This window comes from Oxalicibacterium sp. (assembly GCF_035565035.1).
GTDB lineage: Bacteria > Pseudomonadota > Gammaproteobacteria > Burkholderiales > Burkholderiaceae_D > Oxalicibacterium.
The window spans coordinates 1-24,765 of the sequence record NZ_DATMTD010000012.1; the positions used below are offsets into that span (position 1 = coordinate 1).

A 24,765-nucleotide genomic window follows, 5' to 3' on the forward strand; every position below is an offset into this window, starting at 1 on the left:
CGATCTTCAAGGTGAAAACTTCAACATTGACCATATTGTCGTTTCGCCTGCAGGCGTGTTTTGTATCGAAACAAAGAGCCGAGCCAAATACGCGCTGGAAGACGGAAAATCGAATGCACGCGTAGACTTCGATGGGAAAATGCTTAATTTTCCGTCACACAAGGAAACGAAACCGGTAGAACAAGTACGGCGTAATGCGAAGTGGCTCAAGGATTGGCTTGCAAAAGCCAGTGCAGAACGAGTTGATGTGCGGCCCGTTCTGGCATTGCCTGGCTGGTGGGTAGAAAACAAGACACGGAGTGATGTACTACTCGTCAGCGGAAAAAACATACGCGGATTCTTAAAAAATTCGACAACAGGAACGCCGCTCAATCCTGAACAAATGCAACGCATTGTTCATCAAATCGAACAACGTTGTCGCGATGTCGAGCCGTCCGGTTATCCCCAGAAAAAAATTTCGCCTTTTACGGCAAAATAGGCGTATGAAACTCGATCACGCCACCGTCGTTACGCCGCATCTTGAATCGGTACGTCACTTCTTTTGCCACATCGTCGGCCTGACCGATGGCGCAAGACCCCCCTTCTCTTTTGAAGGACACTGGCTGTATGAAGGCGGCAAACCCGTCATTCATTTGATCAAGAGCAATTCCGATCATCCTCCTGCAAAGAGTTCTTCGCGCATCGATCACATTGCGTTTCGCGTTGAAACCGAAACGAATTGGGAAAAATTGATCGCGCGGCTGCAGGAAGACGACGTCGAATACAGGGCCACCGCATTACCGGCGACCGGCGAACGCCAGTTGTTTGTCACGCCGACGCCGGGAGTGATGATCGAATTCGTGACGGCGCCGGTGTCGGCCGGCTGATCTTGTGCAAGACTGTCGTATAGCCGTAAAAGGAGATTCCATGCAATCCGGAAAAATTGGCGATCACGATATTGAATACGAAGCGGTGCAGGTGGCCGGCACGAAACAATGGGCGGCGTATCTGGCGATCTACGGACCATCGAACAATCCCATGCACCGCAATAATATTTTTCCGCATCAACATGTCTGCGTCAACGAGACGTTCATGAGCAGAGAAGAGGCGGAAGCAGGTGCATTGGCCGCGGCAGAAACACTGCTTAAATCCGGCACGCATTCTTCATCGTAGGACGATCAGAATGATGGACACGCATCCATCGTTCAGCGTAAATCGCTGATTTACGCAATAGTGCCCGCCGGCTTTTTGTCGTCGATCAACGGCATCGTGGCGCGTATCGCGTCGAGGAACAGCCGCAGTCTGGCCGGATAAAAGCGCGCATGCGGATACACAAGATAAATGGGAAACGACGCGGCATGCCATTCAGGCACCAGCTGCACCAGCCTGCCCTGCGCCAGATCGTCCGCCACTAGCCACGCTGAAACAATCCCGACGCCAAGGCCGCTGAGAATGGCATTGCGCAACGCGAACAGGCTGTCCGTACTCATGCGAGGTTGAATCCGGAAGCGATGTACCTTGCCATCCGGCTGCCGCGTCAGTTCGACTTCGTCACGATAGAAAATGCGAAACGCGAGCCACGACAGCTCATTCAGTTGCTCCACCTGCAGCGGATGCTTTCTACCTTTCAGCAATTCCGGCGAGGCCACGACGATGCGCGGCACGTCGAACAGCTTGATGGCGACGACGGACGGATTGTCCACGACGCCGGCCTGAATCGCGCAGTCAATCCCTTCCGCGATAAAGTCAGGTCGCCGGTCCTGCAACAGCCATTCGACCGATACGCGCGGATAGCGTTGAAGATAGTCGACCAGCGGTGTAATCAATTGATGCTGGCCGAACGCATGCGGCACCAGCACGCGCAACGTGCCTTCCGGCTCGTCCTGCGTTCCGCGCAGATCGGCGTCCATCGCTTTCCAGTTGTCCAGCAGATCCTTGGCGTGCGCGAAGCAGCGCTCGCCGTCTTCGGTCAGCTTCATCACATGTGTGGAACGCTGCAACAGGCGCAAACCCAGCATGCGTTCCAGCGTCTGCAAGCGGCGGCTGACCGTGGGCTGGCTGGTGTTGAGTTGCTCGGCTGCGGCCGACAGGCTCCCCGTCTCGACGATGCGGACGAAGGTCTGCATCAGCTCGATACGGTCTACGCCGGGGTTGCCGGATTGATTTTCAGTCTTGGTCATGCGTTTAGCGTATAACAAATGTGCGTTTAAGACCACTACCGCGCATGTTTATGCAGGAGGAGAATGCAAGCATCGCATAAGAAATACCGAAGGAAACCTATCATGTCTGTTATTCAATCGATACATATCAATCCCGTGGCTGAAAAACACGATCTCCCGACATCACTGATCCTGCTGCTGGCAACCGGAGCCGGTCTCAGCGTTGCATCGCTTTATTACAGCCAGCCGATGCTCGGCGTGCTGGGCGCGGACATCCACGCCAGCGACCGCATGATCGGCCTCGTGCCGACGCTGACGCAACTCGGTTACGCGTTCGGGATCATGCTGTTGGCGCCATTGGGCGATCGCTATGATCGTCGCAGCATCATCCTGATCAAGGCTGCGCTGCTTTCCCTGGCCTTGCTGTTCAGCGGCCTGGCTCCCAATATCTCGTTGTTGCTGGCCGCCAGTCTGATGATCGGATTGATGGCGACCATGGCGCAGGACATCGTGCCGGCCGCGGCGACATTGGCACCGGACGCGCAGCGCGGCAAGATCGTCGGCACGGTGATGACCGGTCTGCTGCTCGGCATTCTGCTGTCGCGCGTGGTCAGCGGCCTTGGCGCTGCGCAATTCGGCTGGCGCATGGTGTATATCGTGGCGGCGATCAGCGTGGCGATGATTGCGGTGGTCGCATGGCGAGGCTTGCCGCGCTTTAAGCCAACGACGCAACTGGGATACGGCGCATTGCTGGGCTCGATGGTCGAGTTGTGGCGCCGGCATCCGACGTTGCGTCAGGCGGCGTTGGCGCAAGGTTTGCTGGCAGTCGGTTTCAGTGCATTCTGGTCGACACTTGCCGTGATGCTGCACGCAGAACCTTTTCATCTTGGCAGCGCAGCGGCCGGCGCATTCGGTCTGGCCGGTGCAGCCGGCGCGATGGCAGCACCGCTGGCCGGTCGCCTCTCCGATCGCAGCGGCCCGGAACTGGTCACGCGTCTCGGTGCAGGCCTGGCTGCGATTTCGTTCGCCGTCATGTGGCTGGCGCCGTTGATGCCTCCGCATCTGCAACTTGCATTGATCGTCGCCAGTACCATCGGCTTCGACTTCGGCGTGCAGGCAACCTTGGTCGCACATCAAACGCTGGTGTTCGGCATCGATCCGGGTTCGCGCAGCCGTCTGAATGCGCTGCTGTTCACCGGCATGTTCATCGGCATGGCGTCCGGCGCGGCCCTGGGAAGCCTGGTGCTGGCGCAGTGGGGCTGGCCGGGTGTGGTGACATTGGCGACCTTGTCATCGCTGGCTGCATTGGCAGTGCGCATGCGAAAAGACCGTCACGCGTAAACCACAGACTGCAGCATGCGGACGCTACGATGGCGTCCGACATGCGTTGAATCTGCCTTCTACCGGATGTTCGCGATTGTGTCGATGCGATCGACACAATCGCAGACATCCGGTTTTGTTTTATCGTGTCCGCTTTCTCTTTCCCTTATTGCCATGACCACATTCAAGAACATCGTCCTCTATACCGACACCGACGGCTTCGCCAAATTTCGCGAAGAAGAGATCGCCATGCCCGGCGGCTCGCCGAAAGCCTTGTTGTCGGAACTGTTTCCTTCCGGAGGATTTCAGGTTCGCCACAGCCCGCCCGGTGTGAGCAGCGACTTCCACTGCACGACGACGGCGCAGTGGCTGATCGTGTTGAGCGGCGAAATGGAAATCGGCCTGCGCGACGGCACGGCACGCATCTTCAAGGCCGGCGATCACTTTTTCTCCAACGATACGTTGCCGGACGGCGCGACATTCGACCCTACGGTACACGGCCATCGCAGCCGGATCGTCGGCGATGCGCCACTGACGACGCTGTTTGTGCGGACATGATGTGCCGACATGATGCATCGCCACGTTGATCATGCGCGCTGCGTATGTTTACGCAACGCACACACGTTTAACACCACGAAAAAATATTTTCATCCAGGTGCATCCAAACAGGCATCTGGCGGGTAGTACAGGTATCAGCCTCAGATGGCTGATACCTCTTACAACTATCCAGGAGTCCATCATGAAAAACGGCCATTTCGCTTCCGCACCGCGCATTGCCTCGCTGTCTGTTCTCGTTTCTGCCGCTTTACTGTCAGCCTGCTCGTCGATGTCGTCCATGCATTCGCAAAACGATCTGCCGGATGCGGTCAAGGTACCCGACGGCAATCGTGTTGCCATGCAAACGGTGGGAATCGGCGATATCACCTATGAATGTCGCACAAAGAAAGACATGGCCGGACAGTTCGAATGGACATTCGCAGGTCCGGATGCCGTGCTGAACGATCGCGGCGGCAAGCAGGTCGGCAAGTACTATGGCCCGCCAGCGACCTGGGAACATATGGATGGATCGAAGCTGACCGGAACGCAGCTTGCAGTCGCGCCCGGTGGTACCGGCAACATTCCGTTTCAGCTGGTGAAGGCAAACTCGGCTGTCGGCAATGGTGCAATGACCGGCGTGACATACATCCAGCGTACAGCGACCAAGGGCGGCGTTGCACCGAACGGTTTGTGTGATGCAACGACCAAAGGCAGCAAACAAACCGTGCGCTATCAGGCCGATTATATTTTCTGGAAAGCAGCGTAACTTCCGTGTCGATGCAGTGTCGCCAGTCCTCCGGGGACACTGCAAAACGAAGGACAGGCAAGGCGTTGGCTATAATCAGCCAACTGCCGACAGGTTCATTTTGCAGACCGGCCAATCCGATTTCTTTTCAGACTGCCGACTATCTTGTCTACCGCCGCCCCTCTTTTCGATTACGATGCCGCGCTGCATGGATGCGCAACCGGCGACCGTACTGCACTGCATCGTCTCTATCAACACGAAAGCCGTTATCTGCTCGGCGTTGCGATGCGGATCGTGCGCCAGCGAACGCTGGCAGAAGATGTATTGCACGATGCATTCGTCAACATCTGGACGCGCGCGACAAGCTTCGATCCCGATCGTGGTGAAGCACGTGGCTGGATTTACTCGATTGTTCGACACCAGGCGCTCAACACTGTGCGTTCTCGTGAACGAGAAGTATCTGTCGATGACGAAGCCGTCGACGCATTGATGCAGGAAGACGCTGCCAATGGCGCCGCAGAAACGGCCTTCGAACTGAATGCCAGCCTGGGCAAACTCAACGACTGCCTTGCCCATCTGGATGGCGCCAAACGGGCCAGCATTCTGTATGCATACATCGATGGCTGTTCGCACAGTGAAATTGCAGAACGATTGAAGGCGCCGCTAGGCTCGGTGAAAGCCTGGATAAAACGCGGCCTGAACGCGCTGCGGGAGTGCATGGCATGAACGAATCGTCCGAGGAACTTCAGCAACTGGCCGGTGAATATGTCATCGGCACATTGAGCCTGTCGCGCAGGCAGGAAGTGGAACGTCGCCTGCCGAACGAACCGGCATTGCGCGCCGCCGTCGATGAATGGGAACGGCGTCTGCAGCCATTGACCTCGCTTGCCGAACCGCAGCAGCCTTCGCCGCATCTATGGGTTCGCATCGAACAAAGCCTGCCGATGCCGCGTCGGGTCAGGGAAGCCGGTGGCTGGCAGCAATGGTGGAACAACCTTGTGCTGTGGCGCTGGCTGGCGGCAGGTGGATTTGCCGCGACCGCTGTACTTGCAGTATTGATGATGAACCAGTTGATCGCTCCGCAAAAAACGCCCGGGTTCATGGTGGTGCTGGTTTCGCCGCAAGACCTGACGCCGGGCTGGATCGTCGAAGTCGCCAACACCGGGCAGCTTGAACTGATTCCGCTGGTTCAGACCGATGTACCGCAACAGAAGGCTTTGCAATTCTGGACCAAGGGTAGCGACTGGAAAGGCCCTGTCTCGCTGGGCCTCGTCAAACCCGGGCAATCGCAACGCGTGACGCTCGATCGGTTGCCGCCGCTGCAGGCAAACCAGCTATTCGAAATCACGCTCGAACCGAGCACAGGTTCGAATACGGGAAAACCGACCGGTCCGATACTGTTTATCGGCAAGGCGGTCAAGGCAATCTGACGTTCCAGATGTGCAGCTTCCGCTCGATTCGTTCGACCGTCGTGAATGTCTTGATGCAAGCGCCGCCTGACAATCCCGACTAAGATACCGCTGTTCACAAGGAGCGGTCACATGTCGGAACTGGATGATATTCGCGCGTTTGTCGAAGTGCTGGACAAGGGCGGCTTTGCGCGGGCAGCGCGTCATCTCGGCATTTCCAAATCGATTGTCAGTCGTCGCATTGCACGGCTGGAAGACGATCTCGGTACACCGCTTTTGCACCGCACGACACGCGGCATCACGCCAACCGAATCAGGTATTGCGTTCAAACTACATGGCGAGCGGATTCTTGCGGAACTGAATCAGGCACGCGAGTCGATGGCGAGCCAGCGCGGTGAAATCGTCGGGAAGTTGCGCATCACGCTGCCGGCCTATTTCGGCATCCGTTTCATCACGCCGATCCTGGCGGAAATGGCGATGGAACATCCGCGACTGGAAGTCGATGCGGTCTACAGCGACCGTACCGTCGACCTGGTTGGCGAAGGGTTCGACGCGGCAGTGCGGCTCGGCACACTGAAGGATTCCACGCTGATATCGCGTCGCATCGCGTCGATACGCGCCTCGGTACTGGCGAGTCCTGAGTACATTGCGACACATCCCGAACTGAAGACTCCCGACGATCTGCGCGACCATGAATTCCTCGTCTATACCGGCCAGCGCGAACGCGCACCGCTGGTATTTCAGAAAGGTCGCAAGCGCCATTCGATCATGCCGGCCGGTCGCTTCCGTACGGACAGCGGCGATGCGCTGGTACGCGCTGCGGAAATGGGATTGGGCGTGGTCGCGGTACCGATTTTTCTTGCGTACGACAGTGTGCAGTCCGGTCGGCTGGTGGAAGTTCTGACCGATTACACGATGCCGGAAATCGGCTTTTACATCGTGCGCCCGCCCGGGCCGCACGTGCCGGCGCGCTTGCGGCGATTGATCGATCTGCTGGTGGAACGTTTCGGCAAGGAACCTGTGTGGGAACGTCCTGCACGGTACGGAAGGTAAGCTTCATGAGGCGATTCCGCCTTTCGCCTTCCTGGCGATTGTTCCGCACATTCAATCAAATTCTGGCTTTGGCGTTCCACTTTTGCGAACACTGATTTGATCGCTGCACGTCTTCCCGAACGCCCTTGATCGGCATACCCTTTGCTGTCTTGCCAACACCATTGCGAATTGAAATGGCTTGGCGCTTTGACCAATCCTCGACTAATTCAACTGAAGGAGCCGCTTCATGACAAAGGTACTCGTGCTTTACTACTCGAGCTACGGCCACATCGAACAAATGGCTGCTGCCGTCGCCGACGGCGTGCGCGACGCCGGCGCAGAAGTCGCCATCAAGCGCGTGCCGGAACTGGTGCCGGAAGACGTTGCGCGCAGCCAGAACTTCAAGCTCGACCAGAAAGCGCCGATCGCCACGCCGACCGAACTGGCCGACTACGACGCGATCATCATCGGCACGCCGACCCGCTTCGGCAACATGGCTGCACAGATGAAAAACTTCCTCGATCAAACCGGCGGCCTGTGGTTTGAAGGCAAGTTGATCGGCAAGGTCGGCTCGATCTTCACGTCGACGGCTACCCAGCACGGCGGACAGGAATCGACCATTCTCGCCAGCGTCCCGGTGCTGCTGCATCACGGCATGGTCGTGGTCGGCCTGCCGTATTCGGCACAAGGCCAGATGCGCACCGACGAAATCACAGGCGGCAGCCCGTACGGCGCATCCACCATCGCCAGCGGCGACGGCTCGCGCCAGCCAAGCAAGAACGAACTGGAACTGGCCCGCTTCCAGGGCAAACACGTCGCGGAAGTCGCGATCAAGCAGCGTGTGCCGGTCGACAAGGCGCGCGCATTGGCGAACTGATCGGCAGAATTGCAATCCAATCACCGGCATTCAAGAACAACTTCAATAACAAGGGAATTACATGAACCAATTGCTCAAACTCTCACTGGCAGCCGCATTTGCAGCCGCCGTCACCGCACCTGCTCTGGCCGCTCCGGAAACCTTCGTCATCGACGGCTCGCACACGCTGCCGCGCTTCTCGTACAGTCACCTTGGCTATTCGACGCAAATGAGTCGTTTCGACAAGACGACCGGCACGATCACGTACGACAAGGTCGCAAAAACGGGTTCGGTCGACATCACGATCGACACCAAATCGGTCGACACCGGCTCCTCCGTGTTCAACGAACACATCCAGGGCACCGACTTCTTCGACACCGCCAAGTATCCAACCGCCACGTTCAAGTCGACGAAAGTCAATTTCGAAGGTGACAAGCCTTCGACGATCGAAGGCAATCTGACGATCAAGGGTGTGACCAAACCGGTCGTGCTGAAAGTGACATCGTTCCAGGCGATGCCACATCCGATGCTGAAGAAAGATGCGATCGGCGCGAATGCCACCGTGGTCATCAAGCGCTCCGAATTCAACGCCGGAAAATATGCGCCGTATGTCAGCGACGAAGTGACAATCGATATTCCGGTAGAAGCAGTCAAGCAATAAGCGCCGAAGCAGATTTCGCGCTTAACGAAAAACGGCGGAACAGGATGACCTGTTCCGCCGTTTTTTATTTGAAGCGTTGTCCAGCCCGCACATGGCAACCGGAAATTCGTCCTGGAGAAAATCGTTCAGCCAATCTGGTCGGGGTGAGAGGATTCGAACCTCCGACTCCTGCGTCCCGAACGCAGTACTCTACCGGGCTGAGCTACACCCCGACTTGGCTTGATGACGCATGCGATGCGACGTCGGTGGTGCCGCATTGTGGTGTTCATGCGCTTGGTTTTATTCTAGATCAAGTTCAATTTCACTGACAAGCGGCGCACAGGTGAAACTTGTGCATGCAGCACATCGTGCTGCACAATGCAGGGCGACTCATCGATATCGTTGCACGGTGTCTGACCTTCAGGACATCGTGCAGCGCGGACACTTCATTCATACCGGTTTGCCCTGATCCGTCACGCGTTCAGTCACTCATTTAGTCATCCATGCCGACATTCTTTCTGAAAACCGTCAGCTACGTGCAGCGCCTGTTCCGCCTGTCGGAAGTGCATCTGATGCTGCTGTACGCCGGCGTGGTCGGTGTGCTGGGCGCACTGTCGACGATCGCGTTTCGAGACGGTCTCGCGGCAATGCAGCACCTGCTGGTCGGACACAGCGGCTCTTTCGTCGAGATGGCGCAAACCCTGCCGTGGCAGATGCGTGTGATTCTGCCGGCGGCGGGTGGCGTGATCGCTGGTCTCTTTCTCGTGCTGGCCAATCGCTACACCGCCGGCATCAAGTCGGATTACATGGAAGCGGTGGCTGTCGGCGACGGTCATATCTCGGTACGGCAGACGATGTTACGCAGCCTGTCTTCGTTCAGCTCGATTGTGTCCGGTGGTTCTATCGGACGCGAAGGCGCAATGGTGCAACTGGCGGCGATGTGCGCATCGGTGACGGGCCGCACCGTTCGTCTCGAACCGTCGCGCCTGCGTCTTCTGGTGGCATGCGGCGCTGCGGCCGGACTGGCCTCTGCCTATAACGCACCGATTGCAGGCGCGTTCTTCGTGACCGAAATCGTCCTGGGTTCGATCGCGATGGCCAGCTTCGGCCCGGTGCTGGTGGCGGCGGTGGTGGCGAACATCACGATGCGCGAGTTTCCCGGTTATCAGCCGGCGTACCAGATGCCGGCCTTTCAGGATATTGCGGGCGTCGAAGTGCTGCTGTTCATCGGTCTCGGCGTCGTGGCCGGCGTGGCGGCACCGCAGTTCCTGCGCATCCTTGATGGCACGAAAAAACGGTTCCAGAAAAGTGGCTTGCCGTTGCCTGTGCGATTGGGCATCGGCGGCCTGCTGGTCGGCATTCTGTCGGTATGGGTACCGCAGGTCTGGGGCAACGGTTACAGCGTGGTCAATTCGCTACTGCACGATCAATGGCTGTGGACGGCGGTGCTGACCATTCTGGTGTTCAAACTGGTCGCAACCGCGTTGACGACCGGTTCCGGTGCAGTAGGTGGCGTATTCACGCCGACGCTGTTCATGGGCGCGGCAATGGGCTTGCTGTTCGGCCAGGCAATGCAGGCGCTGCTGCCACAGGCGGTGTCGGCACCGTTCACGTATGCGATCGTCGGCATGGGTGCGTTTTTGGCGGCGGCGACCAGCGCACCGTTGATGGCGATCCTGATGATCTTTGAAATGACGCTCAGCTATCAGGTCATGCTGCCGCTGATGCTGTCGTGCGTGGTCGCGTATTTCATCGCGCGCAGCATCGATTCCTCGTCGATGTACGAAATCATCATCAAGCGCAATCGCGAAGAGCAGGATCGGCTGCGATTGCGCAAGACGCAGATGCGTGAACTGATCCGCCCGGCAGAAACGGTGCTGCCGCTGACGGCAACGCTGGATGAATTGACACGTACCTTCATCGAACATTCGGTCAAATACATCTACATCGTCAATGAACACAATCGCTTGCAGGGACAGGTGGCATTGCAGGATCTGACCTCGGTGCTGACCGGCGATCCGGCGGAGCAGCACAAAACAGCCGCCGATTATCTGCGTCGCGACTTCCTGCCGGTGATTACACCGGAGATGTCATTGAGCGAAGCATTGCAACGTTTTCTCACCCATCAGGGCGAACGTCTGCCGATCGTGCAAAGCATCGACGATCCGGTTCTGCTCGGTGCGATTTACAAGACGTCGCTGCTGGACGCGTATTACCGATTGAGTTGACAAGATCGGGCCGGCGAAGGCGTCAGAAAAAAACGGGCCATCTAATTGACGGAAAAACAAACAACACACAGCACGCAAGGGGATGCGATGAGCCAACGACAATCACGAAAAAAGTGCATGCAGTTTTGCGCACGATTGCATGTCGCATGCATTGTCGCCATTGTGGCCGCCGCACCTGCATTCGCCGACGATGGCCCGCCGGTCACGCCGTATCGTCCGTCCGTCGCTTCCCCCGCACAATTGCCCGCGCCGGGCCAGCTTGAACTGGAAGTCGGCGGTCTGTCGGAAAAAACCGATAACGGCCGGAGCAACAGCCTGCCCTATCAATTGAAGCTGGCCTTCTCGGAAGAATGGGGCGTGCTGCTTGGCGGCGATGCGCTGGTATCGGCACGCGACGATGATGGTGACAGGCACAGCGGTTTCGGCGATACGACCGTGACGTTGAAACGTGCATTCCTGATCGACGACGCTACCGGTTTCGGCATCGAATTCACGGCAAAGGCACCGACTGCAAAAGACAGCCTGGGCAGCGGCAAATCGGATTACACGCTGAATGGCATCTTCAGCAAGGACGTGGGCGACGTGCACATGGATTTGAACCTGAACGCAACGCGTCTGGGCGCCATCGATCCAGGCACCGGCCGCACGCAGGCCGGCTGGGCTTCGTCTTTCTCCACGCCGATTTCCGAAAAATGGACGGCAACCGGCGAGCTGTCCGGCACGCACCAAAGCGGCACACGCAACACGACGCTCGCACTGGCTGCGCTGACCTACAGTCCGACGCCGCGCATGGCGATCGATTTCGGCGTCGCCAAGGGTTTGAACAGCGCCTCGCAGGATTGGTCGTTCTTCACGGGCATCGTGGTACCGATCGCCAATTTCAGGCAATAGTTGTCACTGCGAGTGCGCATCGATTGCAACAATCGGGTACGCTGTCGCCTCTTTCAATGCAACCAAATAGATAAAAAGGCATGTCATGGCAAAGAAGCCCGAACTGGATCCTGAAACCGAAGCGCTGATTGCCTGGTGCATCGAAGTGGAAAAATTTCTCGTTGCCGGCGGTGCGACACTGGAGCAGGCACAGGATCACATCGAGGAAGAGGTCGAATGGTTCACCGACCAGTATTACGACGGCCTGACGCCGGAAGAAGCGGCCAAGGCTGCGTTGAACTGATTTTCGTCCAACGCCAATGCCCTTGTCTCTCTCTGCACGCAATCGCATCAAGATCGTCCTGCTTTTCACGTTAGCGGGACCGGCTATCGGCGGCTTGCCGTTTGCCATTCCGATGACGATAGCCGGATTGATGACGGCGCTTTCGGGTGCCGGCATCCACTTCCCCGGCGTGGCTGCGCTCATGTTTTCATACTTGATCGGCATCGTACCTGCAGCTTTGTGCGGCATCATCTATCAATGGATAGCCGTACGCCTGAGTACCATCACGGCAGGCCGAACGAAGCTGCAAACGTTTACGGTAGGCATGCTGTCGGGCACCGTATCCGGATTGCTGACCGTGTGCCTGTTCCTTCTCCTGCAGAAAGACAACGTCACGTTTTACTCCGTCATTCTTTTCTGCAGCATGTTCGCCGGCGCATTGTGCGCACTCATTGCGCGGCGCTGGACCGACAGGACCCCAACCACCGCGTCGATGCCCTCGCCGAATACGCTGCGCCAATAAGGTTGATTCGTCACTGTTCCTTCGCCGTCATTCTTGCGCGTCTGATTGGCTTGGCCACACAAGCCCACAGGCCACGCCAGCTGGCCCATACCCATACTGATTTCCATGCGAGAGCAAGGGTCGTTCGTACGCCTCCGGTTGACATCTCCGGTCCGTAAAAGTGGCTCGCACTCATCGTGGAGTTTCGTCATGTGTTCCACTTCAGGCGCATTTCTTGCATCGGTAACGCATGTTCATTTGAACTTGACGATACCGCCATGAACCTGACAACGCCTGCCCTGCTTTTTCCCGCCATTTCGCTGCTGCTTGCCGCGTACACCAACCGCTTTCTGTCGACCGCACAAGTGATCCGGCAACTGCATGCCAAATACCAGTCGGGTGACAAGGATGTGGTGACGCGCCAGATCGACAATCTGCGCGTTCGCATCAACCTGATTCGTCGGATGCAGATGATGGCTGTTACCGGCTTCATCCTTGTGCGCTCTCGATGTTTTTGATTTACATCAAGCAGATCGAGATCGCGGAGATCGTGTTCGGCTGCAGTCTGTCAATGCTGGTGCTGTCGCTGCTGGTATCGCTATATGAAATCGTGATCAGCACGAAGGCAATCGAGATCGAGCTGGAGGACATGGAGCTGGGTCTGGAACAGCATCGCTGACCACATCGCAATCGCGTCGTGCGTGGTAAAGTTGACGACTTCAAACGCAACAACGATGACGAAGATGACGCAACGCTTTCCTGTCGCCAAGAACGTTTTTGGCGAACCGCTGGTTCCCTGTTCCTTTAATCCCGTGACCGGCTTTTTCCGCGATGGCTGCTGCAAGACCTGCGATGATGACGTCGGTGAACATCTTGCCTGCGTGGTGATGACCGCAACCTTCCTCGCATTCAGCACGTCTTGCGGTAACGATCTGTCCACGCCGCGGCCGGAATGGGGATTCCCCGGATTGCAGCCGGGCGATCAGTGGTGTCTGTGCGCCAGTCGCTGGGTGGAAGCATGGCGGGCCGGGGTAGCGCCGAAGGTCGTGCTGGAAAGCACGAATCAGGAAATGCTCGAAATCGTCTCGCTGGAAGAGCTGCGCAAGCACGCTTATGTGATGCCGGAAGAATGAGTCGATGGCGGCAAACAGCCGTCGTTGTCACGATTCACCTTCCTCACCGAATCAACCGCATCAACCGCCATCACACATGCGCCCGTATGTGATGCCGACGTTCTTCATCAGTGTGTCGTGCAATACCTTGATACGCTGATCGTAAGCCTGCGCCAGACATGTCGCATCGTCCTTGCATACATCACGCTGGCGTTTCATCCATGTCGTTTGCGCATCCTGTATGCCGCCGCGAAATTCACGATAAGCCATGCCGCTTACCGCCGGCGATACGTCCTGCAAAATCCGGTAATACGTCGCCATGCGGATATCTTTTTCGCCCAATGCCGGAGTACTGCAGATTGCATGCTCCGTCGGTGTCGCCGCTTTCGCGCAATCGAAGCTGGCGACCTGTGCATGTGCCGACAGGTGCACGCCCGCCACACAGATCCATACCGTCAACAACGAGGCCCTACGCTTCATTTTCGCTCCGGTTGACGTGCCGGTCTTTCAAAAACCTCTTCATCGTTGCGCTCTCCGAAATCGTTCGCCGATGCATCGGACTATATAGTCCCGACCATAATGAGCAATCGGTGAAAACCTATTTTTTCTGCATTGCTTCAGGAATCGGTTTGATCGAACCGCAATCAGGTCCGACCCATTTACCGCTGGTATCGACGCGATCGTTGACGGGCAGCCCTCTCACCGTCCCGCTGAAATTTGCAGTGGAACTGAAGCTCTCGCTATTGGCAAAAACAGTCTTGGAGGTACCTGTTCCATTCAAGTCCGCATTATTGCAACGCATGTCCATCAGGTAGGTTGCGCCATTGCGCGACTGCTTGGTGATTTCGCAGCCGGCCTCCTTCTCATTCAACGGCGGCAACTCCTCGCGCTCGGCCATTTCCTGCGTGACGCACACCTTGCCGACAACGGCACCGGATTGCAATTGTGAAATGTCGACGCCCATTTGCTTCAACTGCTCGATCTGCTCGGGCGAAATTTTCGGCATGTTTTTTGTCAGGGCGGATTGTGTCGTCAGTTCCCATAAACCCGCCTTCATGTTGCCGGCCGCAGTCGCCGGGATTAAGACCAAAGACAGGGACAATGTTAAAACCGAGGCGGTAACCTTGATCATGGAAAAACTCCTCTCTTGCAAGAATGGAAATGATTCCGCATCCTACCGCTGGCCAATAATCGCGGCAACCGGCCACCGTACATACAACACGTGCAGATTCTGCTCGGATTTATTGCCGGTCATCAACAGGTGCAGCTAGAATAGGTTACGGGATGCATATGCATTCATGCCGGTTCAACTTGGGTCGGATATGGATTCTCTTACTGCAGGTACTGCCCTGATCCTTGTGCAATGTTGCGTTGCGCTGGTCATGGCAGGGTTTTACTTCGCAGCCCCATCGGAAAAATGCACGAAATACTGGGCGCTTTCCGGCATCTGTATTGCCGTCGGCGTGCTCATCGCCATCTTCAGCCATCGCGCTGCAAACACCCTCGTCCTCCTGATCGGCAGCGTCCTCGTCATGATCGGCATGACCTATCAGTGGCAGGGCATTCTCGCTTTCTATAAAAAACCGCCGCAAAGACTGGGATGGTACATCTGCCTGCTGTTTGCGCTCCTGCTGGCATCGATGCTGATGTTCGACACCACCCCGCGACAACGCACGCCACTGTTTTCCGGCACGGTCGTCATGTTGCTTGGTCTGAGCCTGCATGCAGTGTGGCGTGGACAGGGAATGCCGCGTACCTTTGTCCAGGCACTCGTGCCGGGCGCAATCGTTCTGCTGCTATCGAGCCATCTGCTGAAACTGGCAATCGCTGCCATCGAACTGCTGGGCACCGCACAGTTGCATCGCTCGACGCTGGAAATCGTCGCCGCCTATCTGGTGCCGATTGTCGGCTCCTTCCTGTTTTCGATCGGGCTGCCACTGCTGTATTTCGAACGCATCGTCGAGGAAAACCGCCATCTGGCGACATATGATGAATTAAGCAAGTTGTTGAACCGCCGAGCCATCGTCATCGCCGGCGAGCGCGAGTTGAGTCTTGCCATACGATTGCAGCGCAATCTGACAGTTGCCTTCATCGATATTGATCTGTTCAAGCACTTCAATGACGAGTTTGGCCATGCGGCAGGCGACGCAGTCATCACGGAAGTCGCCTGCATTCTGACGCGCACCTGTCGCACCATCGACCTGGTCGGTCGCTACGGCGGAGAAGAGTTTCTCATCGTGTTGCCGGATGTCGATGCCGACGATGCGGCCGACATCGGCCGGCGACTGATCGAAGCGGTACGCGATTACCGTTTTCTCGGGCAACATCAGGTCACCATCAGTGCAGGACTGGCCACCTTGCCTGCAAATGGCAATTGCACGTGGACGCAACTGATCCAGCGCGCCGATGCTGCGCTGTACGAGGCAAAAAGCCAGGGACGTGACCGTTTCTGCGTCTGACTTCAGGCGGTTTTGAAGACACATCAAGACGGTCATGACAGTGAGAAGAAAGCAATATTTGCGGCGAAACAGTTACATCCATATCCTGACGATTTTGCATTTCTACACAGCCATGGAGATGAGCCTCATATTCCCGTCCATTCAGCCGATATATCCATTAGAAACAGGCATCACCGGTGGTAAGCTAGCCGGAAATCATATGACGAGGCGAGCGTGAGCATCATTCACAAGCAACTGGCACTGGCAGAGGTAGAACCGGGCATGGTCCTGTCCGACGACCTGCTGGATTCGCAAGGGCATACGCTATTGCCGAAAGGGGCAACGCTCACCGAGCAAACAATCACTTCGCTGCAACGACATCACGTGGATTCGCTTCGCATCGTCGCCGGCGAACTGACGGAAGAAGAAATGAAGCAGCAGCGCGCGCATTTTCAAATGCGTATCGAACGTCTGTTCCGCCGGCTCGATCATAGCCAAGCCAATGGCTTGTTATACGACTACATCAGTAACTTCCGGCTGGGGGAAAAATGACGACTTCTGCGCCGGAACCGAACGTGCATCGCGTGCACTTCGACCAGGTCCTGCGGCAGATTCGCGATCTGCCCGCCTTGCCTGCGATCGTGCAGGACGTGCTGAAGAACTCCCACTCCGACGAAGTCGATATCCATATCATCGCACGCAAGGTTTCGCTCGATCAGGCACTGACGGCCAAGACATTGCGTTTTGCGAATTCACCGTTCTACGGATTGCAGGCGCGCGTCACCACCATCCAGCAGGCCATTACATTGATCGGCGTCGATTCCGTGCGCCATGTCGTGACGGCTACCGCGCTCACCGGATATTTCCCGCCCGGCAGCTGCCCCGCACTCGATTTTTCGGTGTTGTGGCGACATGCCATCGCGACCGCTGTCTGTGCGCGCGTGCTCGCCGTGCACCTGCACGTAAACCAGGATTACGCATTTACCGCCGGCTTGTTGCACGATATCGGCCGGCTGTTGCTGGCGACCTATTTCCGGCGCGAATATGAAGCGGTCGTCGCCTATCGCGATGCGCACGATTGCCAATGGCTTGATGCAGAACGCACAGTAATGGGAGTCGACCATGCCGTCGCTGGCGAAGCGCTGGCGGAATACTGGCATTTTTCCGATTCGATCCGTTACGCCATTGCCGGCCATCACAATCCCGAATTTCAAAAAGTCCATTCACTCGCCTCCATCGTGCACGTCGCCAATGCCATCGTGCATGCGCTCGATCTTTCCGGAGAAGACAATGACCTGGTGCCACCCGTTTCGCCAAATGCGTGGGAAGGCCTTGGATTGAGCGAGGATGTCTATCAGCACGTGTTTCACGAAACCGAACTGATGTTCGAAGAAGTGAGTCGTGTCTTGCTGACGAACGAATAGAAAGCGGAATAGAAAGCGTACGTTGGAATCGACCACCTTTGCCGCGTCCGGCCACGACATCGGCGGCCTGTATCTGTTTGAGAACATCACTGATCCCGCTGTGCCTGCAATGCTGGCGCAATGCGCTGTTGCCCGTTTTCAGAGCGGGCAGCAGATCCCCGTCCTGCACGACGGCCAGGCGTGTGTCTATATCATATTGCGCGGCGCGCTCGGCAATACGGTGATCGATGACGCGCCGGGCAATCATGCACGCCAGACCCGCACCGAGAAGATTCTGCCCGGCGAAAGCATCGGCGAATTATCGGTACTCGACGATGCCGTACACACGCATACGTTGACCGCACTGGAAGAAACGGATCTGCTGATCATTGAATCGCACAAACTGTGGCAGTTGATCGACGAAGCAGAAGGTGTCGCACGCAATCTGCTGCGTCAACTGTCGTTTCGCCTGCGGGCTGCCAACGCGCAATTGCGTCGTCGGGAAAAAGTCGGTGAATTCTATCGGCAACTGTCGATGGTCGACGGCTTGACCGGTTTGCACAATCGCGCATGGTTCAATGACCGGCTGTCGGTGCTGATCGACGAGGCACATGCAACACAACGAGCGCTGTCTCTGATCATGATCGATCTGGATCATTTCAAGAATTTCAACGACAGTCATGGCCATCTGGTCGGTGACCAGGCGTTGCGCACCGCCGCCGGTGTGCTGAGCGCAGCGCTGCGTCCCAGCGATTTTGCGGTTCGCTATGGCGGCGAGGAATTGCTGGTTATCCTTCCCGACAGCAATCAGGCCACGGCCCGCATGGTTGCACAACGCTTGTGTGAGCGCATGCGCGAAGCCATTGTGTTCGACGACATGCGTGCACCACTGCCGCACATGACCGCTTCGTTCGGCGTGGCGACGCTCGCACCGCATCAGGATGCCAATGCGCTGATCGCCGTTGCCGATGCTGCGTTGTATCGCGCCAAGGAAGCCGGCCGCAACCGCATCGCCTTCTGAGCACATTCAGTCACATACTCAATCATTCACTTACCGATAGATGGCACATACTTTTCTCTGGCACGACTACGAAACATTCGGTGCGCAGCCAAGGCGTGATCGCCCGGCGCAATTTGCCGCCATCCGTACTGATACCGACCTGAACGAAATCGGCGAACCGGTCATGCTGTACTGCAAACCTGCCAATGATTTCCTTCCCGATCCACAATCATGTCTGATCACCGGCATTACGCCGCAAGTCTGTCTGGAACGCGGCATTCCCGAATACCAATTCGCCGCCGAAATCGAACGCCTTCTATCCGAGACAGGCACGATTGGCGTCGGCTACAACACGATTCGTTTCGACGATGAAATCACGCGCTTCCTGTTCTGGCGCAACCTGATCGATCCGTACGCGCGTGAATGGCAAAACAACTGCGGGCGCTGGGATATTCTCGACGTCGTCCGTACCGCCTTCGCGTTGCGTCCGGAAGGCATCGAATGGCCGAAGCATCCCGACGGGCGGCCGAGTTTCCGCCTGGAGGACCTGACGAAAGCAAACGGCATCGGCCACGAAACCGCGCACGATGCCCTGTCCGACGTACGCGCGACTATTGCGATGGCGCGATTGATCCGTGACCGCCAGCCCAAACTGTTCGACTTCTGCCTGAGCCTGCACAAGAAAGACAAGGTTGCGACGGAAATCGGCCTGCCTCTACGGCGCCCTTTCCTGCACATCACCGGCATGTTCCCGGTCGAACGCGGTTGCGTCGGCATTGTCTGGCCGCTGGCCGTCCACCCAACCAACAAGAACGAGGTAATCGTCTGGGATCTCGCCGAAGATCCGACCGAACTGGCGTCACTGGATGCCGAGACGATCCGGTTGCGCATGTTCAGCAAGGCCGATGCATTGCCGGAAAATGTTTCTCGCCTGCCGATCAAAACCATTCATCTGAACAAATCACCGATCGTCATCAGCAGTCTGAAGACCTTGTCGGACGACATGCGTACGCAATGGCGCATCGACATGGAAACCGCATTGCGGCACGCCGATATTGCGGCAGCAACGCCGGACATGAGCGCAATCTGGCAGGAGGTGTTCCATCGCCCGCAGGAAGCAACACCAGACGTCGATGAAGATTTATACGGTGGTTTCATTGGCAACAACGATCGCCGCCTGCTGCAGGAAATGCGTGCACTGCCGCCGGATAAACTGGCCACGGCCAATCCCAGCTTCAATGATGTACGTCTGGAAGAGATTTTCTGGCGTTATCGCGCGCGCAATTTTCCGCACACATTGTCGACTGATGAACTGGAACGCTGGGAAGAACATCGTGCAGCGCGATTGTTCGATGGTGACGGCGGCGCACGCACGATCGAGATGCTGTTTGCCGAAATCGATCAATTATCCGAAACGGTCGACGAACGCGGAGAAGAAATTCTCGGCGCGTTGTACGATTACGCAGAATCGATTGCGCCCGCGCGCGCCTGAACCTGCTTCTTTGTCCACTTGCCATGCCACACGAAAAAACATTGCTCGACCTACGCAACGCGCTGCACGCGATCCGTCAGGACAACCTTTCCGTCGCCGATTTCTGCCGGATATGGCGCGCGCAGACACCACTGCTTTCCGCATTGCCGCCACGTTTCGGCGATGTGATGGAAGACCTGCTGGGTCGTCTGGAAGCCGGCAGCCTGTTCACTGAGGAAAGCTGCTCTTTCAGCCAGATCGACTTGCTCGCAACGCTGCATACCTGGCTCGACAAGGCGCAGCAATCCCTCGCTAAAACCTGACGATGAAAAAACCAATGCAAAAACTCGATTTTGAATTGAACGACGAATACGTCGAATTGAACCAGCTACTTAAACTGGCTGGATTGTGCGAAAGCGGCGGTGCCGGCAAGATGATTGTCGCCAGCGGCAACGTGAAAGTCGACGGAAAGACCGAATTGCGCAAGACCTGCAAGATCCGCTCGGGTCAGACCGTCACATTGGGAGACGTGCGCATCACGGTGCGTACCGTATAAGCGCTGCATAAATCACTGCATAAACTAGCGTGCTCTCTTTCCTCGCCTCACGTCTCCCGAATGGTAGAAAATTAACGGAATGACATCAACAGAAAAGCTGCATTTTGTCGATCTGGAAACAACTGGCGCCAATCAGATCAACGATCGCATTACCGAGATCGGCATTATTACGGTCGATATCGACGGCAATGTCGATCGCTGGTCGAGCTTCGTCAACCCCGGCATATCCATTCCGTCATTCATCCAGCAGCTCACCGGCATCGACGATGACATGGTCGCCAATGCGCCGCCGTTTGCAACCGTGGCCGACGAATTGCAGAGCCGGCTAGCCGACGGCTTGTTCATCGCACACAATGTCCGCTTCGATTACGGTTTTCTGCATCAGGCATTTTTGCGTAACGATCAGGCCTTGCAATCGGACATGTTGTGCACCGTCCGGTTATCGCGTGCGTTATTCCCGGAAGAGAAAAAGCACAATCTGGATACGCTGATCGCACGTCATGCACTTGTTCCGCAGGCACGACATCGCGCTCTGGCGGATGCCGATCTGTTGTGGCAACTCTGGCGCAAGCTTGGCAATACACTGCCGTCCGAGGTATTTGCACAAGCTGTCAGCAAACTGCGCCAAAGGCCAAAACCGGTTGATACCGTTCCGGCTGCTCTTGCCACTGCACGCAGTTAGCGTATCCTCCAAACATTCTGACAACAGGAAAATTGCACCATGACCAGACTGATCTACATCGCCGACCCAATGTGTTCATGGTGCTATGGCTTCGGCCCCGAATTGACGACGTTGTTGTCTGGTCTGCCGGACACGCAACTGGAACTGATTGTCGGTGGTCTGCGTGCTTACAACACGGAAGTCATGGATGAACAGTTGAAAACGACGCTACTGTCTCATTGGGAAAAGGTAGCCGAAACCAGCGGCTTGCCGTTCTCTGACAAGGCTCTGTCGCAGGATGGATTCATCTACGACACCGAACCTGCATGCCGCGCGGTCGTGGCAACCGGGCTGCTCGCACCGCAGGCAGCACTCGATGTGTTCCATGCGATCCAGCACGGCTTTTATGCTGAAGGAATGGATACGACAAAAGGAAGCATTCTTGCATCCATCGCCGTCAAGATCCTGCAGGATAGTGGCTTCGATATCGATGAGGCAGGCTTCCTCGAAACCTTCGAATCCGACGAGGCGAAGGCTGCGACACAGGCAGATTTCGCCCAGACGCAACGCTGGGGTGTTCACGGTTTTCCAACGCTGGTGCTGGAGCATGCCGGAGAACTGCATCTGATCACTTCCGGCTTTGTGCGTACGGAAGTACTGGTTGATCGCCTGCAAGCCGTTATCGATCGCACCGCCTGAAATGAAGTTGTGCTTTGCGCACCGTCAACGCATATAACGACCGCTATTGACGACGATGTTTGCACCGCAAATGGCAGCCGCTTCATCCGAAATCAGATAGGCAATCAGCCCGGCTATTTCCTGATCCTGATCAAGATCGTCAGTAGAAAGATGCGGTGCCGATCCTTCCATCCCTGATCTGGCGGCAGCTCCCTTCATTTTCCCGATACGACCTGCGGTAACTACATTCACGGTGACTTTCCTTAGCGCGATTTCTGAAGCAAGGGTCTTCGCAAAAGTCGCGATCGCGGTTTCCTGATCCTGCAAGGCAGCAGAAATTTTTCCCTCTTTCCCCTCCGCACTTTGAGCACAATCAATGGCGACGATACGACCTTGACCGCGTGCTGACATGTTCTCGCTCATTTCCCTGAGCAAGGCGAAAAGTTTCTTTGAATGGGCGTACTCTTTTCGAATCAGGACAAGCACATCAATCGGACCTGCCTGCTGTTCAAGCGAATCAATACCTTGTCTTATGTCATCACTGTTTTCGGTATTGCAAAAGCATGCTTGCAAATCGCAACCGCGCATGCTCAACGACGCGAGCCATTCGCTCTTTCGCTGATTCGTTGTATCGAGCATGGCAACGACACGATAATCCAGCGCGCCAAGTCTGGCGCAAATTACTTCACACAAATTATCTGCGTCCCCGATGAGCAGAACAGCACGCGTCATGTTTTTCTCTTTTGCGTTTTCGGTGAAGTTACACTCATCGTTCAATTGCCAGGGCGACCCCCATCCCGCCACCAATGCACAAGCTGGCCAAGCCGCGTCGCACATCCTGGCGAATCATTTCATGAATGAGCGTGACAAAAATCCGGCAACCGGACGCGCCAATTGGATGACCAAGTGCGATGGCGCCTCCATTTACGTTGATTTTTCGCACATCCCAGCCCATTTCCCGATTGACTGCGATGGCTTGTGCCGCAAATGCCTCATTGATTTCCAGTAGATCTACGTCCTGATGCGTCCAACCAGCTTTTTTTAAACACAAATGCGCTGCCGGCACCGGCCCCATTCCCATATAAGCTGGATCAACGCCCGCAGATGAATAGGCCCTGATCTTTGCCAACGGCTTCAATCCCAGCTCATTTGCCCTGGTGGAGGACATCAGAATTACCGCTGCGGCACCATCGTTGATGCCCGATGCATTTCCAGCCGTCACCGTTCCATTTTCCGAGAATGCAGGCTTGAGTGCAGCCAGCGATGCCAGCGTTATGCCATGTCTTGGGTGCTCGTCTGTATCGACAATGATTTTTCCCTTTGTTGTCCGCAGTTCGATAGGGATAATTTCTTCCTTGAATCTGCCATCCTTTTGCGCAGCTTCTGCCTTTTGTTGCGATACGAATGCAAACTCGTCTTGTTCTGCACGTGATATGGCAAATTTCTTAGCGATGTTTTCTGCGGTCACGCCCATGTGATAGTGGTGATACGCATCCCATAAGCCATCGACGATCATGGTATCGATCAGTTCGGCATCTCCCATCCGAACGCCGTTGCGCAAATCGTTCAGCACATGCGGCGCCCTGCTCATGTTTTCCTGTCCGCCGGCAATCACTATTTGTGCATCACCGCATTTGATCGATTGTGCCGCAAGGTGGACTGCCTTCAATCCGCTTCCACATACCTTGTTGATCGTGAACCCCGGAATCAAGTCCCGCAATCCGGCCCGAATCGCTGCTTGCCGTGCCGGGTTTTGCCCACATCCCGCAGCGAGTACCTGCCCCATGATGACTTCGTCGATCATCCGGGCATCGATATCCAATTTTGCAAGCAGGTGTCTGATGACGTACGCCCCCAACTCGGTCGCCGGCATGGTCGATAATTCCCCTCCGAATTTTCCGACCGCAGTGCGACCTGCAACGACGATGACGACATCATTCATTGAAATCTCTCATACAGGGGTGACGAAGTGATCCTGCGCTTTGCAGAAGCAAAATACCTTACGAACGGTATCTAAAATTCGATACAAAAACAATCGCACAGAGTAACGCAATGTAACGCTATGGATAAGGCAAAGAAGAAGACGACTAACTTGGAGTTGCTGAAGTCACTATGCTGACTATGAGCGAAGAAATGCGCGATGTAAAAGGAGGAGAAGCGAGAGAGGAATCTTACTCAGTTTTTGCGACTGGTCAGTTGAATTATGAGGGGGATGGGAGGGGGTGTTGAGAGGTGGGGATGTTTCGCTGTACGCTGCCCCTTCACTCCGGAGTTGGAAGTTGTTTCAGAAGCGAGAGACTCGGCGCAAGCAGGCATAAAAGCAAAAACCCCCGACCAGATGACTGGAAGGGGGTTTTCTGAATAAAAGCCTGACGATGACCTACTTTCACACTGGTTGCAGCACTATCATCGGCGCAAAGTCGTTTCACGGTCCTGTTCGGGATGGGAAGGGGTGGTACCAACTCGCTATGGTCATCAGGCATAACTTGTAACATTGCCTGCTTCACCGTTGAACTGGCGAGAGCAAACAACGCAATCTGGAAGAAGTAAATTTGGTAATGATTGTGTCGCACTGGCGAACACATAACTGAACTATAACTATCAATGTTATAGGGACAAGCCTTACGGGCAATTAGTACTGGTTAGCTTAATGCATTACTGCACTTCCACACCCAGCCTATCAACGTCCTGGTCTCGAACGACCCTTCAAGGAGCTTAAAGCTCCGGGAAATCTCATCTCAAGGCAAGTTTCCCGCTTAGATGCTTTCAGCGGTTATCTCTTCCGAACTTAGCTACCCGGCAATGCCACTGGCGTGACAACCGGTACACCAGAGGTTCGTCCACTCCGGTCCTCTCGTACTAGGAGCAGCCCCCTTCAAATTTCCA

At 56.1% G+C, this 24,765-nt stretch carries 30 protein-coding genes, 1 tRNA gene, 2 rRNA genes and 1 pseudogene; 26 read left to right on the forward strand and 8 right to left on the reverse strand.

Going from position 1 to position 24,765, the window contains the following annotated elements; all coding sequences use genetic code 11:
* From VN114_RS01165 to VN114_RS01175, 3 genes are all read left to right on the forward strand, one after another.
* Nucleotides 1-478 (forward strand): nuclease-related domain-containing protein (locus VN114_RS01165; RefSeq protein ID WP_325511150.1); only part of this gene is annotated, 478 nt, incomplete at its 5' end.
* A gap of 4 nt (nucleotides 479-482) precedes the next feature.
* A complete protein-coding gene (locus tag VN114_RS01170) occupies nucleotides 483-866 on the forward strand; it encodes a VOC family protein (protein ID WP_325511152.1) in 384 nt (127 codons plus the stop codon).
* Nucleotides 867-906: 40 nt separating this feature from the next.
* Nucleotides 907-1,152, forward strand: a complete 246-nt coding sequence (locus VN114_RS01175; RefSeq protein ID WP_325511154.1) for a hypothetical protein — start codon at nucleotides 907-909, stop codon at nucleotides 1,150-1,152.
* Nucleotides 1,153-1,202: 50 nt separating this feature from the next.
* Here VN114_RS01175 and VN114_RS01180 read toward each other — a convergent pair whose 3' ends face one another.
* The gene (locus VN114_RS01180) at nucleotides 1,203-2,159 is read right to left on the reverse strand and encodes a LysR family transcriptional regulator (protein WP_325511156.1); all 957 of its coding nucleotides are present in this window, start codon (nucleotides 2,157-2,159) and stop codon (nucleotides 1,203-1,205) included.
* 102 nt (nucleotides 2,160-2,261) lie between these two features.
* Between VN114_RS01180 and VN114_RS01185 the strand changes: the two genes are divergently transcribed.
* From VN114_RS01185 to VN114_RS01220, 8 genes are all read left to right on the forward strand, one after another.
* Entirely contained in the window at nucleotides 2,262-3,479 is a 1,218-nt protein-coding gene (locus VN114_RS01185; RefSeq protein ID WP_325511158.1) for an MFS transporter, read from the forward strand.
* A gap of 153 nt (nucleotides 3,480-3,632) precedes the next feature.
* The gene (locus VN114_RS01190; RefSeq protein ID WP_325511160.1) at nucleotides 3,633-4,016 is read left to right on the forward strand and encodes a hypothetical protein; all 384 of its coding nucleotides are present in this window, start codon (nucleotides 3,633-3,635) and stop codon (nucleotides 4,014-4,016) included.
* Nucleotides 4,017-4,197: 181 nt separating this feature from the next.
* Nucleotides 4,198-4,761 carry a DUF3455 domain-containing protein gene (locus VN114_RS01195; protein WP_325511162.1) on the forward strand — a complete coding sequence of 188 codons (564 nt, stop codon included), beginning with the start codon at nucleotides 4,198-4,200 and terminating at the stop codon, nucleotides 4,759-4,761.
* A 144-nt stretch (nucleotides 4,762-4,905) separates the two neighbouring features.
* Nucleotides 4,906-5,466: a sigma-70 family RNA polymerase sigma factor gene (locus VN114_RS01200; protein ID WP_325511164.1), complete on the forward strand. Its 561-nt coding sequence runs from the start codon at nucleotides 4,906-4,908 to the stop codon at nucleotides 5,464-5,466.
* Entirely contained in the window at nucleotides 5,463-6,170 is a 708-nt protein-coding gene (locus VN114_RS01205; RefSeq protein WP_325511166.1) for an anti-sigma factor, read from the forward strand. The genes VN114_RS01200 and VN114_RS01205 overlap by 4 nt, the downstream gene beginning before the upstream one ends.
* Before the next feature lie 111 nt (nucleotides 6,171-6,281).
* On the forward strand, nucleotides 6,282-7,202 hold the full coding sequence (locus VN114_RS01210; RefSeq protein WP_325511168.1) for a LysR family transcriptional regulator: 921 nt from the start codon (nucleotides 6,282-6,284) through the stop codon (nucleotides 7,200-7,202).
* Nucleotides 7,203-7,428: 226 nt separating this feature from the next.
* The gene (gene wrbA / locus VN114_RS01215; RefSeq protein ID WP_325511169.1) at nucleotides 7,429-8,058 is read left to right on the forward strand and encodes an NAD(P)H:quinone oxidoreductase; all 630 of its coding nucleotides are present in this window, start codon (nucleotides 7,429-7,431) and stop codon (nucleotides 8,056-8,058) included.
* 61 nt (nucleotides 8,059-8,119) lie between these two features.
* Nucleotides 8,120-8,698, forward strand: a complete 579-nt coding sequence (locus VN114_RS01220; RefSeq protein WP_325511171.1) for a YceI family protein — start codon at nucleotides 8,120-8,122, stop codon at nucleotides 8,696-8,698.
* 135 nt (nucleotides 8,699-8,833) lie between these two features.
* Here the strand turns inward: VN114_RS01220 and VN114_RS01225 are convergent.
* Nucleotides 8,834-8,910, reverse strand: a tRNA-Pro gene (locus VN114_RS01225).
* 270 nt (nucleotides 8,911-9,180) lie between these two features.
* Between VN114_RS01225 and VN114_RS01230 the strand changes: the two genes are divergently transcribed.
* The 6 genes and pseudogenes from VN114_RS01230 to VN114_RS01255 all read left to right on the forward strand — a co-directional run bounded on the left by VN114_RS01230 (nucleotide 9,181) and on the right by VN114_RS01255 (nucleotide 13,693).
* Entirely contained in the window at nucleotides 9,181-10,905 is a 1,725-nt protein-coding gene (locus VN114_RS01230; protein ID WP_325511173.1) for a ClcB-like voltage-gated chloride channel protein, read from the forward strand.
* A 117-nt stretch (nucleotides 10,906-11,022) separates the two neighbouring features.
* Complete coding sequence (locus VN114_RS01235) at nucleotides 11,023-11,796, forward strand: transporter (RefSeq protein ID WP_325511175.1); 774 nt, start codon at nucleotides 11,023-11,025, stop codon at nucleotides 11,794-11,796.
* Between the two features lie 85 nt (nucleotides 11,797-11,881).
* Nucleotides 11,882-12,079, forward strand: a complete 198-nt coding sequence (locus tag VN114_RS01240) for a hypothetical protein (protein WP_325511177.1) — start codon at nucleotides 11,882-11,884, stop codon at nucleotides 12,077-12,079.
* A 16-nt stretch (nucleotides 12,080-12,095) separates the two neighbouring features.
* Nucleotides 12,096-12,581 (forward strand): hypothetical protein, encoded by a 486-nt coding sequence (locus tag VN114_RS01245; RefSeq protein ID WP_325511179.1) that lies wholly within the window; start codon nucleotides 12,096-12,098, stop codon nucleotides 12,579-12,581.
* Between the two features lie 257 nt (nucleotides 12,582-12,838).
* Nucleotides 12,839-13,239, forward strand: a pseudogene (locus VN114_RS01250) (DUF2721 domain-containing protein).
* Between the two features lie 64 nt (nucleotides 13,240-13,303).
* Complete coding sequence (locus tag VN114_RS01255; protein ID WP_325511203.1) at nucleotides 13,304-13,693, forward strand: DUF2237 domain-containing protein; 390 nt, start codon at nucleotides 13,304-13,306, stop codon at nucleotides 13,691-13,693.
* Between the two features lie 60 nt (nucleotides 13,694-13,753).
* Here VN114_RS01255 and VN114_RS01260 read toward each other — a convergent pair whose 3' ends face one another.
* Nucleotides 13,754-14,152, reverse strand: coding sequence for a lysozyme inhibitor LprI family protein (locus VN114_RS01260; RefSeq protein WP_414694178.1), 399 nt, complete (start codon nucleotides 14,150-14,152; stop codon nucleotides 13,754-13,756).
* Between the two features lie 118 nt (nucleotides 14,153-14,270).
* On the reverse strand, nucleotides 14,271-14,729 hold the full coding sequence (locus VN114_RS01265) for a DUF3617 domain-containing protein (protein ID WP_325511181.1): 459 nt from the start codon (nucleotides 14,727-14,729) through the stop codon (nucleotides 14,271-14,273).
* A 265-nt stretch (nucleotides 14,730-14,994) separates the two neighbouring features.
* Between VN114_RS01265 and VN114_RS01270 the strand changes: the two genes are divergently transcribed.
* The 9 genes from VN114_RS01270 to VN114_RS01310 all read left to right on the forward strand — a co-directional run bounded on the left by VN114_RS01270 (nucleotide 14,995) and on the right by VN114_RS01310 (nucleotide 21,900).
* Entirely contained in the window at nucleotides 14,995-16,131 is a 1,137-nt protein-coding gene (locus VN114_RS01270) for a GGDEF domain-containing protein (RefSeq protein WP_325511183.1), read from the forward strand.
* 213 nt (nucleotides 16,132-16,344) lie between these two features.
* Nucleotides 16,345-16,662, forward strand: a complete 318-nt coding sequence (locus VN114_RS01275) for a hypothetical protein (protein ID WP_325511185.1) — start codon at nucleotides 16,345-16,347, stop codon at nucleotides 16,660-16,662.
* Nucleotides 16,659-17,534, forward strand: coding sequence for an HDOD domain-containing protein (locus VN114_RS01280; protein WP_325511186.1), 876 nt, complete (start codon nucleotides 16,659-16,661; stop codon nucleotides 17,532-17,534). The genes VN114_RS01275 and VN114_RS01280 overlap by 4 nt, the downstream gene beginning before the upstream one ends.
* A gap of 22 nt (nucleotides 17,535-17,556) precedes the next feature.
* A complete protein-coding gene (locus tag VN114_RS01285) occupies nucleotides 17,557-18,534 on the forward strand; it encodes a GGDEF domain-containing protein (RefSeq protein ID WP_325511188.1) in 978 nt (325 codons plus the stop codon).
* Nucleotides 18,535-18,574: 40 nt separating this feature from the next.
* Nucleotides 18,575-20,005, forward strand: coding sequence for an exodeoxyribonuclease I (gene sbcB / locus VN114_RS01290; RefSeq protein WP_325511190.1), 1,431 nt, complete (start codon nucleotides 18,575-18,577; stop codon nucleotides 20,003-20,005).
* A gap of 23 nt (nucleotides 20,006-20,028) precedes the next feature.
* Nucleotides 20,029-20,307 carry a hypothetical protein gene (locus VN114_RS01295; protein ID WP_325511192.1) on the forward strand — a complete coding sequence of 93 codons (279 nt, stop codon included), beginning with the start codon at nucleotides 20,029-20,031 and terminating at the stop codon, nucleotides 20,305-20,307.
* 14 nt (nucleotides 20,308-20,321) lie between these two features.
* Complete coding sequence (locus VN114_RS01300; RefSeq protein WP_325511194.1) at nucleotides 20,322-20,540, forward strand: RNA-binding S4 domain-containing protein; 219 nt, start codon at nucleotides 20,322-20,324, stop codon at nucleotides 20,538-20,540.
* A gap of 79 nt (nucleotides 20,541-20,619) precedes the next feature.
* The gene (locus VN114_RS01305) at nucleotides 20,620-21,222 is read left to right on the forward strand and encodes a 3'-5' exonuclease (protein ID WP_325511196.1); all 603 of its coding nucleotides are present in this window, start codon (nucleotides 20,620-20,622) and stop codon (nucleotides 21,220-21,222) included.
* Nucleotides 21,223-21,261: 39 nt separating this feature from the next.
* Nucleotides 21,262-21,900, forward strand: coding sequence for a DsbA family protein (locus VN114_RS01310; RefSeq protein ID WP_325511198.1), 639 nt, complete (start codon nucleotides 21,262-21,264; stop codon nucleotides 21,898-21,900).
* 24 nt (nucleotides 21,901-21,924) lie between these two features.
* On the opposite strand, the gene VN114_RS01315 is transcribed toward VN114_RS01310, so the two are convergent.
* The 4 genes from VN114_RS01315 to VN114_RS01330 all read right to left on the reverse strand — a co-directional run.
* The gene (locus VN114_RS01315) at nucleotides 21,925-22,611 is read right to left on the reverse strand and encodes an SDR family oxidoreductase (protein ID WP_325511199.1); all 687 of its coding nucleotides are present in this window, start codon (nucleotides 22,609-22,611) and stop codon (nucleotides 21,925-21,927) included.
* 34 nt (nucleotides 22,612-22,645) lie between these two features.
* Nucleotides 22,646-23,821 (reverse strand): acetyl-CoA C-acetyltransferase, encoded by a 1,176-nt coding sequence (locus VN114_RS01320; RefSeq protein WP_325511201.1) that lies wholly within the window; start codon nucleotides 23,819-23,821, stop codon nucleotides 22,646-22,648.
* Nucleotides 23,822-24,246: 425 nt separating this feature from the next.
* Nucleotides 24,247-24,359: ribosomal RNA gene (rrf, locus tag VN114_RS01325) — 5S ribosomal RNA — on the reverse strand.
* A 131-nt stretch (nucleotides 24,360-24,490) separates the two neighbouring features.
* A 23S ribosomal RNA gene (locus VN114_RS01330) occupies nucleotides 24,491-24,765 on the reverse strand; the annotation flags it as partial.